The sequence below is a fragment of the Prevotella sp. Rep29 genome, assembly GCF_019551475.1.
GTDB lineage: Bacteria > Bacteroidota > Bacteroidia > Bacteroidales > Bacteroidaceae > Prevotella.
In genome coordinates this window covers 317,865-330,547 of sequence record NZ_CP047159.1, presented here as the reverse complement: position 1 = coordinate 330,547, position 12,683 = coordinate 317,865, and the positions used below count along the sequence as shown (strand labels likewise).

Annotated in this window: 11 protein-coding genes; 3 read left to right on the top strand and 8 right to left on the bottom strand. The window is 48.6% G+C overall.

Annotated elements, in window-relative coordinates; genetic code table 11:
- Positions 1-6: 6 nt before the first annotated feature.
- The 4 genes from clpX to lptB all read right to left on the bottom strand — a co-directional run bounded on the left by clpX (position 7) and on the right by lptB (position 4,343).
- The gene (gene clpX / locus GRF55_RS01420; RefSeq protein ID WP_220368792.1) at positions 7-1,242 is read right to left on the bottom strand and encodes an ATP-dependent Clp protease ATP-binding subunit ClpX; all 1,236 of its coding nucleotides are present in this window, start codon (positions 1,240-1,242) and stop codon (positions 7-9) included.
- A gap of 3 nt (positions 1,243-1,245) precedes the next feature.
- Positions 1,246-1,911: an ATP-dependent Clp endopeptidase proteolytic subunit ClpP gene (gene clpP, locus GRF55_RS01415; RefSeq protein WP_220368791.1), complete on the bottom strand. Its 666-nt coding sequence runs from the start codon at positions 1,909-1,911 to the stop codon at positions 1,246-1,248.
- A 142-nt stretch (positions 1,912-2,053) separates the two neighbouring features.
- Complete coding sequence (gene tig, locus GRF55_RS01410; RefSeq protein ID WP_220368790.1) at positions 2,054-3,415, bottom strand: trigger factor; 1,362 nt, start codon at positions 3,413-3,415, stop codon at positions 2,054-2,056.
- Between the two features lie 106 nt (positions 3,416-3,521).
- Positions 3,522-4,343 carry an LPS export ABC transporter ATP-binding protein gene (gene lptB, locus GRF55_RS01405; RefSeq protein WP_220369580.1) on the bottom strand — a complete coding sequence of 274 codons (822 nt, stop codon included), beginning with the start codon at positions 4,341-4,343 and terminating at the stop codon, positions 3,522-3,524.
- Positions 4,344-4,474: 131 nt separating this feature from the next.
- On the opposite strand from lptB, the gene GRF55_RS11795 reads away from it, so the two are divergent.
- The 3 genes from GRF55_RS11795 to GRF55_RS01390 are packed head-to-tail and all read left to right on the top strand — an operon-like array spanning position 4,475 to position 7,367.
- Positions 4,475-5,788, top strand: coding sequence for an alpha/beta fold hydrolase (locus GRF55_RS11795; protein ID WP_220368789.1), 1,314 nt, complete (start codon positions 4,475-4,477; stop codon positions 5,786-5,788).
- Between the two features lie 27 nt (positions 5,789-5,815).
- Entirely contained in the window at positions 5,816-6,562 is a 747-nt protein-coding gene (locus GRF55_RS01395) for an ABC transporter permease (RefSeq protein WP_220368788.1), read from the top strand.
- Between the two features lie 25 nt (positions 6,563-6,587).
- Positions 6,588-7,367 (top strand): ABC transporter ATP-binding protein, encoded by a 780-nt coding sequence (locus GRF55_RS01390; protein WP_220368787.1) that lies wholly within the window; start codon positions 6,588-6,590, stop codon positions 7,365-7,367.
- Positions 7,368-7,387: 20 nt separating this feature from the next.
- On the opposite strand, the gene GRF55_RS01385 is transcribed toward GRF55_RS01390, so the two are convergent.
- The 4 genes from GRF55_RS01385 to GRF55_RS01370 all read right to left on the bottom strand — a co-directional run bounded on the left by GRF55_RS01385 (position 7,388) and on the right by GRF55_RS01370 (position 12,519).
- Entirely contained in the window at positions 7,388-7,780 is a 393-nt protein-coding gene (locus GRF55_RS01385; protein ID WP_220368786.1) for a hypothetical protein, read from the bottom strand.
- A 6-nt stretch (positions 7,781-7,786) separates the two neighbouring features.
- Positions 7,787-9,100 (bottom strand): ribosome biogenesis GTPase Der, encoded by a 1,314-nt coding sequence (der, locus tag GRF55_RS01380; protein WP_220368785.1) that lies wholly within the window; start codon positions 9,098-9,100, stop codon positions 7,787-7,789.
- Between the two features lie 380 nt (positions 9,101-9,480).
- Positions 9,481-10,581: a TlpA disulfide reductase family protein gene (locus tag GRF55_RS01375; RefSeq protein ID WP_220368784.1), complete on the bottom strand. Its 1,101-nt coding sequence runs from the start codon at positions 10,579-10,581 to the stop codon at positions 9,481-9,483.
- Between the two features lie 945 nt (positions 10,582-11,526).
- Positions 11,527-12,519 (bottom strand): malate dehydrogenase, encoded by a 993-nt coding sequence (locus GRF55_RS01370; protein WP_220368783.1) that lies wholly within the window; start codon positions 12,517-12,519, stop codon positions 11,527-11,529.
- Positions 12,520-12,683 lie beyond the last annotated feature (164 nt).

Genomic DNA, 12,683 nt, shown 5'->3' with positions numbered 1-12,683 from the left:
ATTTCGTCATGCTGTCTGTTCTTTCAACCGCGATTTGTCAAGCTGACTCTGCGCATAATCAAGTGTGACGGTGAAGGTCTTCACCCGTTTCGACGGGACGTCGAACATGGCATCCATCATGATGGTCTCCACGATTGAGCGCAGACCACGCGCACCGAGCTTATATTCCACCGCTTTGTCCACTATAAAGTCGAACACTTCTTCTTTGAACGAGAGCTTGATACCGTCCATCTCGAAGAGTTTCGTGTATTGTTTGATGATAGAGTTCTTCGGCTCTTCCAAGATACGCCTCAACGCCTTTCTGTCAAGCGGGTTCAGATAGGTCAGCACCGGCAAGCGTCCGATGATTTCCGGGATGAGCCCAAACGACTTGAGGTCTTGCGGGAGCACGTATTTCATCAAGTCTTCCTTGTCTATCTTACGCACGCTCTGCACGGAATTGAAGCCGACGACCTGTGTATTCAGACGCTGGGCTATCTTCCGCTCGATGCCGTCGAAGGCACCGCCGCAGATAAACAGAATATTCCGTGTATCCACATGGATATACTCCTGGTCGGGATGCTTGCGCCCACCTTGCGGCGGCACATTGACCATCGTACCCTCAAGCAACTTCAGAAGTCCTTGCTGAACGCCTTCTCCGCTCACGTCACGGGTGATGCTCGGATTGTCGCTCTTGCGCGCAATTTTGTCTATCTCGTCGATAAAGACGATGCCGCGTTCGGCTGCCGAAACGTTGAAATCAGCCACTTGAAGCAAACGGCTCAAGATGCTTTCCACATCTTCGCCCACATATCCTGCCTCAGTGAAGACCGTTGCATCAACAATCGTGAAGGGCACTTCGAGAAGTTTGGCGATGGTCCGCGCCAACAACGTCTTTCCCGTTCCGGTCGAACCGACCATGATAATGTTGCTCTTTTCGATTTCCACGCCGTCTTTATCGTCCTTTGGCTGCTGCAACCGCTTATAGTGATTGTAAACAGCCACCGAAAGGAAGCGTTTTGCCTCATCCTGACCTATGACATACTGGTCGAGATAATTCTTTATCTCATGCGGTTTGGGAACTTTCTTCGGCTTAAAACGCTCATCCTTCTGCGATTCTTCGCCGTCCAGGATGCCCGACGAGCGCACGATTTGATATGCCTGCTCGGCACATTCCTCACAGATAAATCCGTGAAGTCCCGTGATGAGCAGTTTCACTTCGGTCTCTTCCCTCCCACAAAAATTGCAAGATTTCTTAGCCATGGACTATTTCTTTCGGTTTAACACTGCGTCGATCATTCCATACTCCCGTGCCTCCTCAGCAGTCATCCAATAGTTACGGTCGCTGTCTTGCCACACTTTCTCGAAAGGCGTATGAGAATGTTCGGCTATGATGTTATAAAGTTCTTTCTTGTATTTCTGAATCTCTCTTGCCTCAATCTCTATATCTGATGCCTGTCCCTGCACGCCGCCGAGTGGCTGGTGTATCATCACACGGCTGTGGGGCAATGCCTGACGCTTCCCTTCCGTTCCAGCCACGAGCAACACGGCAGCCATCGATGCCGCCATACCGGTGCAGATAGTCGATACGTCGGAAGAAATGAACTGCATCGTATCGTAAATTCCCAGTCCTGCCGTCACGCTTCCACCCGGCGAATTGATATAGATATTGATATCTTTCCCTGAATCTACGGAATCCAGATAGAGCAACTGTGCCTGCAGGGTGTTTGCCGTATAGTCGTTGATTTCCGTCCCGAGGAATATCACACGGTCCATCATCAGACGGGAGAACACGTCGAGCTGCGTCACGTTCAGCTGGCGTTCCTCCAGAATATAGGGGTTCAGATAATTACTTTGTACTCTCATCACGTCATCCAGTACCATTCCGTTGATACCGAGATGTTTTGTTGCGTATTTCCTAAAATCGTTCATGTTACACATTATTATATTTATATTCAAGCTATAGCAAATAAAAAGGTTATCGACCCTTTTTCTCACTTTGTAGGACAAAGTTAATAAAAAAAGTCGATAACCTTCAAATTATCCTTATGTTTTTTTCTAAAATTTCTCGCTTTTATGCTTCAAAAAGTTTATTAAACTCTTCCAGCGTCACGTTTTTCTCCGTCAGTTTCACCACTTCTTTCATGGCTGCCATGAGTTTCTGTTCGATGGCGCGATCAACGATTCCCTGTACGCTTTCTTGCTTTTTGAGCATTTCGCCGGCATAGTTTTCAAGATATTCGTCAGGCACATTGCCCATGCCATACTGTGCAAATTGTGCGCGAGCCATCTCTTTTGCCGTCGTTTTCACGTCAGCGTCCTCAATCTTGACACCTGCCTGCTCAACGAGTTGCTCTTTGATGAGATGCCATTTCAGTTCGCGGATACTGCCTTCGAAGTTCTTGTCCACATAGTCTTCTGCCTTGTCCTGATTGTTGTTTTTCATCACGCGCTTGAGCAGTTCTTCCGGGAATTTCAGGTCGCCGACCTTCTTCTCCGCATACTGGCGAAGATCTACGAGGAAGCGATAGTCCTGCTCACCGGCAAACTGCGCCTTCAAACCTTCCGCAATCTTGTCGCGGAATTGCTTCTTGGTCTTCACGACGCCCTCACCAAACACCTGGTTGAACAGCTCTTTGTTCTCTTCAGCCTTCACGAAACGTGAGATTTCCTTGATGGTATAGTTGAAGTTCGACTTCAGGTCAGCCACTTCTTCCTTTTTCATTTTCAGCAGGGCAGCCACCTCAGCATCGTTCCCCGGATAAGCTTTCTTGGGATTGAACTTAATCGTATCGCCCAGTTTTGCACCGTCGAACAGTTTCTTCTGTGCAGCGACTTTGATATATTGGGGCATCAGGATTGCCTCTTCCACCTTGATTCCATCTTTCTTTTCCTTACCCTTGCTGTCGAGCTCCACGAGGTCACCCTTCAGCATATCGCGCTCTTCCGGGTCGAAGGTCTCCACCTTGTCATAGTGACCGGCGCGTGAAGCATAGGAATCCACCTGCTGCTCAATGAGTTTATCGTCAACCGTAATCTGGTAATAAGGAATCTTATCCTTGGCTGTCAGGTTGATTTTGAACTCGGGAGCCACGGCGATGTCGAACACAAATGTGTATGTGCTGCCCTGCTCCAAGTCCTGCGGTTCCTGTTTCTCTGAGGGGAGCGGCTCACCCAACATCTGTATTTTGTTCTCCCGGACATACTTATAGATTTCCTCACCGACCACGCGGTTGATTTCATCCACCTTCAGGGCTGTCCCATACTGCTTTTTAATCAGTCCCATCGGAACCATACCCGTTCTGAAACCAGGAAGCGTTGCCTTCTTGCGATAGTCTTTCAGTTTCTTCTCTACACTCTCTTTGTAATCTGCTTCTTCAACAGTCAGTGTCATCAGCCCGTTAATCTTATCCGGGCACTCAAATGTTACTTTCATCTGTGTCTATTATTTCTTTTTTTAATTTTGAACTGCAAAAGTACTCATTTTCTCCCGAACGACCTAACATCATTCGGATTTATTTGTTTTTTTAACATGCCTCTGGCTATTCTGCCGCCATTTCGGAACCTTCCGTTCCGCCCTCATTTATCTGAAAAGCCTGCTTGGGAAGTTCGAAATTGACGCCCAGATACCTTTTTCTGACGATTTCGTTCTCTGCCAGTTCCTTGGGTTTTCCTTGGAAAAGGATTTTCCCTTCGAACAGCAAATAGGCACGATCGACCAGTCCGAGCACCGCCTCCGCCTTATGGTCGGTCACGAGGATTCCGATGTTGCGGTATTTCAGTTGCCACACGATATACTGAATGTCTTCGACGGCGATGGGGTCCACAGCCGCGAAAGGCTCGTCGAGCATGATAAATTTCGGTTCGATGGCAAGACAGCGCGCGATTTCCGTCCGCCGCCGCTCACCTCCCGACAGGCGGTCACCCAAGTTCTTACGCACATGGCTCAGGCGGAACTCCGAGAGCAGGCTCTCCAGCTTCTGCTCCTGATATGCTTTGGGCTTTCCCGTCATTTCGAGTACAGCCATGATGTTATCCTCTACCGTCATCTTTCTGAAGACGGAGGCTTCCTGCGGCAGATACCCCACACCGGCACGGGCACGTTTATAGACCGGATAGCTCGTGATGTCCTCGTCGTCGAGATAGATATGCCCGGCATTGGGGACTATCAGACCCGTCGTCATATAGAACGATGTTGTCTTACCGGCACCGTTGGGTCCCAGCAGCCCGACGATTTCGCCCTGACGCACGTTGATGCTGACGTCATTGACCACCGTCCGGTTGCCATAGCGCTTGACAAGCCCTTCCGTCCGGAGCACCATGGAGCCCTCCGCACGCGACTGAATATTGATGTTCTCGCTCATTGATTCCTGATAATTTGCCACAAAATTACTAAAAAACTTAATAATAATGTTGTTTCCGTCAAAAACAATTCAATTATTTATCCTTTTTTAAACGGATTTTGTTACTTTTGCATTCATATTACCACATTATAATGAAAAAGAAACTTACACTCATCGCCCTGTTCATCTTGATATGGACGACAGGGCTACAGGCACAAAATGCATTACAAGATGCCGATGCCAAATATGCGACGGGACTACTGAAAAAGGGAACAAAAGCACCCGACTTCAAGTTGAAGACGCCCGACGGGAAGACAGTACAACTGAGTAAGGTTGCCAAGGGGAAATATACGGTATTGGACTTTTGGGCATCGTGGTGCCCAGACTGTCTGAAAGACATTCCCAACATGCAACGGATGTACAAGAAGTTCGCCCCAAAAGGTGTGGAGTTCGTAGGCATCTCTTTCGACACCAATGTCGATAGTTGGAAAAAAGCGCTCGACAAGTTCAACATCAGCTACACACAGGTCAGCGAACTGAAAAAATTCAAGGATACCGACATCTCCAAAACCTATGGTGTCAGTTGGATTCCCTCTGTCTATCTGATAGACCCTGATGGAAACATCGTTTTAGGAACCGTTATCTCCGACAAAATAGAAAAGACGCTCACGGAACTGTTTCCCGCCACAAACGTGGAAGGCACGAGTAAGGAAATGATGATAGACGGAGGAGATTATCAGCTCAGTGCCATCATCGAAAAGCCGTTGCTGAAAGCTGGTGAGCGCTGCCCGATGGTCATTCTCATGCACGGTTTCGGCAGCGAGAAGAACTCTTTCCTGATGAAAACGACTGCCAAGATGCTCCTGCAGAAAGGGATTGCCAGTCTGAGATTCGACTTTAGCGGACATGGAAGTAGCGAAGGGAAATTCGAGGAGATGACCGTTCCTGGACAAATCAAGGAAGCCAAAAAGGTGATTGACTATGTTCGACAGATGGAGGATGTAAGCAGTATCGGACTGACAGGCCACTCCCAAGGCGGCATTGTGGCAGCGATGGTGGCAGGTGAGTTTGCCAACGAACCGGTTATTCAAGGAATAGCCTTGCTGGCGCCAGCAGGCGTCATCCGCGAAGATGCCATCCGCGGATATTCTGGGGGATATACCTTCAACCCACTTGACCCGCCAGCGTATCTCGATTTGTGGGGCGGGTTGAAACTGGGACGCAACTACATCAAGACGGCACAACGGCTACCCATCTACGAGACGGCAGCACCCTACAAAGGCAACGCACTCATCATCCACGGCACGGCAGACCAAGTGGTGCCATGGTCGTATGGAGAGCGGTTCCATCACCAATGGCGCGACAGCCGTTTCTTGTTGCTCGACAGTTACGACCACGCTTTCTCACTCAACCCTTACCGAGTGCCCGAAGAAATTGCCGACTATTTCTCTGAAATATTGAAATAACCATACACACAGAAAAGTTTAGCACCCATGTTCATAAAAAAGCATCTTTTCACTTTCGGACGATACCTCCTGCTGATGGGACGCACGTTCTCCCGTCCGGAACGGATGCGCATGTTCATGAAGAAATATGTGCAGGAGATGTCGGCTTTAGGCGTTGACAGTATCGGTATCGTCTTGCTGATTTCGTTTTTCATCGGTGCGGTCATCTGCATTCAGATGAAACTGAATATCCAAAGTCCGTGGATGCCGCGATGGGTCAGCGGCTATACCACCCGCGAAATCATGCTCCTCGAGTTCTCATCATCCATCATGTGTCTCATTCTGGCAGGAAAGGTCGGGTCGAACATCGCATCGGAACTGGGAACGATGAGGGTCACTCAGCAGATTGACGCACTGGAAATCATGGGAGTCAATTCTGCCAACTATCTCATCCTCCCTAAGATTTTAGGGCTGATTACCATCATGCCGTTCCTCGTCATCTTTTCGTCTGCGACCGGCATAGTCGGTGCCTATGCCACTTCATACATCGGACACATCCTGCCCCCCGATGACCTGACGGCAGGATTGCAACACGACTTTGTGCCGTGGTTCCTGTGGATGAGCATCCTGAAGAGCCTCGTCTTTGCGTATATCATCGCCAGCGTGGCGTCATTCTTCGGCTACACGGTCGAGGGCGGTTCGGTTGAGGTGGGAAAAGCATCCACCAACGCCGTCGTATCCTCAAGCGTACTGATTCTTTTCTCCGATGTATTCCTCACGCAGCTGCTGAGCTGAACATGATTACTATAACACAAGAAACATGATCGAAGTCAAACAACTATACAAGTCTTTTGAAGACAAAGAAGTGCTGCACGACATCAACGCCACTTTCGAGAATGGGAAGACCAACCTGATTATCGGACAGTCGGGTAGCGGAAAGACGGTACTCATGAAGAACCTCGTCGGTCTGCTTGACCCCACCAGCGGCGAAGTGCTCTACGACGGGCGCAACTTCGTCACCATGTCCAAGCGCGAGAAGGTGAAAATGCGCCGCGAGATGGGCATGATTTTCCAGAGTGCGGCTCTCTTCGACTCGCTCTCCGTACTCGAAAACGTGATGTTTCCGCTCGACATGTTCTCGTCGATGACACTCCGAGAGCGCAAACGACGGGCTGAAGAGTGTCTTGACCGCGTGAATCTCGGCAACGCCGGCTCAAAATTTCCGGGCGAGCTTTCGGGCGGTATGCAGAAACGGGTAGCCATCGCGCGTGCCATCGTGCTCAACCCGCAATATCTGTTTTGCGATGAGCCCAACTCGGGACTCGACCCCAAAACGTCTCTGGTCATCGACGAACTGCTTTCGAGCATTACAAAAGAGTATAACACAACGACCATTATCAACACCCACGACATGAACTCGGTCATGGGCATCGGCGAAAACATTGTCTTCATCTGTGAGGGGCACAAGGAATGGCAAGGGACGAAAGACGAAATCATCAACGCACAGAACCAGCATCTCAACGACCTGGTCTTCGCTTCCGACTTATTCAAAAAGGTAAAGGAAGTGGAGATTGAGGAACACGGACATCTCAAGTCATAACGACAACCTGACGCTGCGCATCAGCGCATCCGCCACACACCGTCGTCTTCAACCATAGGAATGACGACTTCCTCGTTGGTGGAATCACCGAAGCAGAGCACGAGAAACACGTTTGCCAACCCATTCTCCTCATCAACGTCGGCACCCGTTGCCTGCACTTTCGAAATACCCCGGTGGGTGTTTTTTTGCTCTTCCACAAACATCTTGGCATTGGCTGTCAGTTGCCGCCGATACTGCTCAGGGATGTCGCGGTTCGCAACGCTGCCATTGACGAACTGCTCATACTCGCCCTTCAACAGATGCTCGTAGTACTGCTGGGCAGCCTTCATGATTTCCTCATGGTTCGGTGTTGCCTTGGAACAGGAGTACAGCGTTGCCGACAGCAGCAGTAAAAGACCAAGAATGTTGCGCATATCCTTCTATTTCTGGCGAATAAATATATTGACCGGACTGCCCGTCAGCGTCCAGTTCTCACGAATCTTGTTCTCAAGGAAGCGCTTGTACGGCTCCTTCACATACTGCGGCAGATTGGCGTAGAACACGAACGACGGTATTTGCGTGTCGGAAAGCTGCGCGCAATATTTTATCTTGATATACTTGCCTTTGACCGAAGGCGGCGGGAATGCCTCTATCAACGGGAGCATCACTTCGTTCAGCTTGGTCGTTCCGATGCGTTTCTTGCGGTTCACATACACTTCCTTTGCCGTTTCCAGCACCTTGAAGATGCGCTGTTTCGTGAGGGCGGAAGCGAAGATAATCGGGAAATCCTTGAACGGAGCCATGCGCTCACGAATGGCTGTCTCGAACGTCTTGATAGCAATGGGACTCTTGTCTTCCACCAAATCCCACTTATTGACCACCACCACGAGCGACTTATTGTTGCGCTGTATCAACTGGAAGATGTTCATGTCCTGCGCCTCAATGCCACGCGTGGCGTCAATCATGAGGATGCACACGTCCGAATTCTCGATGGCGCGGATGCTGCGCATCACACTGTAGAACTCCAAATCCTCCGTCACCTTATTCTTGCGACGGATGCCCGCCGTGTCAACCAGGTAGAAGTCGAAGCCGAACTTGTCGTAACGCGTATAGATACTGTCGCGCGTCGTACCGGCAATGTCGGTCACGATGTTGCGCTCCTCACCGATGAAAGCATTGATGAGGCTCGACTTGCCGGCATTCGGGCGGCCAACCACGGCAAAACGGGGAATGCCCTCCTCCAAATCGTCAGCCTTGTTCTCGGGCAAACGCTCAAGCACCAGGTCGAGCAAATCGCCGGTGCCGCTGCCCGTTGCCGAGCTGATGCACTGCGGTTCGCCGAGACCGAGCTTGTAGAACTCGTATGAATCGTATATCTGATTGTTGTTGTCTGCCTTGTTAGCCACGAGAATCACGGGAAGTTTCGTGCGCCGGAGTATCATCGCCACATCCTCATCAAGGTCGGTCAGCCCCGTCGTCACGTCAACCAGGAACAGAATCAGGTCGGCTTCTTCCGCAGCGATGAGCACCTGCTTGCGAATCTCCTCCTCAAACACGTCATCGGAATTGACAACCCATCCGCCTGTGTCAACGACGGAAAACTCGCGCCCGTTCCACTCACACTTGCCGTACTGGCGGTCGCGCGTTGTACCGGCATGCTCACTCACAATGGCTTTGCGCGACTTGGTCAGCCGGTTGAAAAGGGTCGATTTGCCCACATTCGGGCGACCAACAATAGCTACTAAACTTCCCATAACCTATCTCTACATTTGCGTTTGCGGCTGCAAAGATACAAAAAAGAACGGGAACAAAGAAATAATTGGCAAACTACATGGCCGTACCATGCTAAAAACAAAGAATGATAGCTATCAGACAATTGAAATTTAACTATTTGATATCAGGTCACCCCAAGCCTATGGTTGAGCAACTCACAAATCAATACGTACTTTCTAAACGAATGAAAAATCTTTATCTCTTCCATCAAGCAAATCCCAATTTATCTATTAGTGCAGAAGTACTCACTTTTATTTAAAACCAAAACATTTTGTTTATACCATCTTTTATGATAAGTAAGTTAAAACCAGAACACGGCTATCAGGAGGAAAAGAAGTCTTGTTTGTTTCATTTCCTTCTTTTATTTGAAAACGCTTTCAAGTTTCCTTGTCAGCGACTTCCCTCGTAAATCGGCTGCAATAATTTTACCCTGCGGGTCTATCAGGAGATTGGCGGGTATGGTACTGATTCCATATATGGCGCAAAGACGGGATTTTCGACCTTGCAGTTCGGAGAGCTGAATGAATGGAGTGCCGAAACTCTTAATACCTCGTTGCCAAGCATCTTTCTTGTCGTCGATAGAAATGGCTAAAACTTCCAATCCCTTGTCACGGAAACGTTCATAGTTCTGGATAACATTGGGCATTTCCATTCGACAGGGACGGCACCAACTGGCCCAGAAATCAATCAGCACGTATTGCCCCTGTCCGCACCATTCGCTAAGTCGGTGCTGCTTCCCATCAGGCGATAGCAGAACTATATCATTACAAAATGGTTTGCCTATCTGTCGGCTACGAAGCATCTGCAATCGGGCTTTGACTTCGGTCAGTAGGGGATGATTATAGTAGTAGGCTGTGCTGTCAAGGGCAGAGGCCAGTTCATCGTAGTCCATATAGCCATTGACGGCTTCCAGATAGTAGGCAGCTATCACATTGTCACGGTTTTCGTGGATAATGGTGCGTGCGAATTCACTGTTCGCTTCTTGGTTGGCTGCAATCTGTTGTTCCAGTTCTTTTTTCTTGGCTTCGTCTTTTGCTTGCCGGGAAGCTATGAAAAGGCGATAGAATTCATCCGTAAAACGAGTTTCTTCTTTGCTGTATCGGCGGAACCTTTCATTTAGCGGTGAGGCCGATAGGGAGTCGTTGACGAAATCCATCATCAGAGGGTCACCATCGTTGAAGAATTGAATGTTGTTGACACCTTTTGTCGTTCCTAAAGAAAGCAGGTCGTAGGCGGGCCGTGTGCCGCTCATTGTAAACCTGCCGTCTGTAACGGTTACACTGTCCAACATCTCACGTGAACTTAGTCTGTTATTCTTGTAGATATAAATCTTGTTGATGCCATCAGGTACGATACCACTTACCTTATAGTCTTTCGTGCCATTCTGTGCATTTGCGAATGTCGCTGCTGATAGCATGGCCAACAGGAGCAGGAATCGTCTGTAGTGTCTCTTCTTGTTCATATTCATTTTGTTTTTTATTTGCTGCAAAGTTACGGAAAAGGAATGAAAAAGCCCTCGGCAAAGGCGGAAAAGTGGGGGGCGAGGGTGAAAGTCTGAACAAATGTTCAGGGTTTGGGCGATTTTTGAATCATTCGACTTAATTTTAGTGAAGTTTATACCGCTTTTTATGATAAGTAGGTTAAAACCTGTATCACGTAATTTGCTGTTGCAAAGATAATTATTTCCTTTTTAATAACAAAAAAAGCGATGCTTTTTATCTGGAAGATGCTTTCAGGTTTTGTTTTTTCTTGATTTCGCCGGAAAATGGTGAAGTAAGCTTCAGCGATTGAATCGGCGAAAGCGTCATCTTTTCGTGAGGGGATAATTGTGATTAGAGCTTGTTTGCTTTCCGTCAGGCGTTGAGGGTGTGTCAAAATAGGAATTCAGTCGTCCTACGGACGAGAATTGCAAATCGCCGCCTATGGGGAAAGGCAAATCCAACAAATCTATACAAATCTAACAAATCAAAGTGCTGATACACAGAATGAAAGATTTTGGATGGATTTGTGAGATTTGCCTACGGCGATTTTCAATTCTGCGCGAAGCGCACTTCCTCCATTTTGACACACCCTCTTTGGGTGGGGCTCCTCTATGCTTGTATAAACATACGGAAAAGGGCGTATAAATATACGGTTGAACTTTCGCTTTCCAAAAGTTGCCCTTTTGCGTTCCGAAAGTGCCACTTTTAGCTCCTGAAAGTTCCCCTTTTGCAAGCTAAAAGTGGCACTTTTGGAAGACACGTCTTAACGTATTGAAATTCAAGAATTTACAAAACAACTTACCATACCTCCAAAGCTGCATAAATATACAAAAGCTGCAAGCCGCTAAACGCGTGGAATGACAGCAACAAAAAAAAGCAAGGGGCAGACGCTCCTTGCTTTTTTTGCTGTTATTTATCCGAAGGGTTTAGAGGTTCGGATTGATTTTATTCCATTCGCTGATTGGCGGCACGATGTTGAGCGTCACCAGTTCGTCGCGCATCTTGCAGAGGTGCTCGTAGCTCTGGTCGAGTTTGGCGTTCTCCTCAGGTGTTCCCTGCGGCACGGTGAAGTGTGCGCCGTCTTTGTCGAGCGTTGTTGCCATTGCCATCATGATGTGGTCATACTTGTCGGTCTTCACGTATGTGCCTACCGGGAAGCGGAATGCCTCGCCGCCCATCGCTGCGCGAATCATTTCCACTGAGAGGTATGCCGGGCTCTGGAACGAGCTGCGTCCGCGCAGTTTGATGATGGCTGCACCGCCCTGTGTCACGTCTTTCTTCATCTGCTCCCACTCTTCTGCGGGGAATTCGGGAGTGCCGATGATGTCGGTCAGCTTGCGGCCGTCAATCTTTACATGAGAACCGAACACTGCCATCTGCTCGCCGTGTCCGCCGTATGTTGCACAGCCTTCGATTTCGCTCTGCATCACGTTGAATTTCTTTGCCAGTGCGCTCTGCAGACGTGTGGTGTCAAGTCCTGCGAGTGTCGTCACCTGTCCGGGTTTCAGTCCACTATATAATAATGTAACGAGTCCTGTCAGGTCGGCAGGGTTAAAGATGATGACCACGTGCTTCACGTCGGGACAATACTGCTTGATGTTTTTTCCAAGTCCTTCGGCGATTTCGCAGTTTCCCTTGAGCAGGTCTTCGCGTGTCATGCCTTCCTTACGGGGAGCACCACCTGAAGAGATGATATACTTTGCATTGGTGAATGCCTCTTTGGCATCGGTCGTCGCGGTGATTTTCACGTCGCCGAAACCACTCTGTCTCATTTCCTCTGCCACGCCTTCGGGTGAGAACACGTCATAAAGACAAATGTCGTTTGTCAGACCCATCATCAGTGCGGTCTGTACCATGTTTGAACCAATCATTCCGGCTGCGCCGACGATGGTCAGCTTGTCATTTGTTAAGAATTCCATAGTAAGTTTTATTATAAAAATTTGAATACATATCTTTTTCGCCTGCAAATTTATATAAAAATACCGAATAAAGTGCGGGCAAGAGAAAAAAATATTCTTTTTTTAAAATACCTTTGGATTCGAAAAGCCCGACAAGTGATTCGGCTATTATATAATTATTGTTT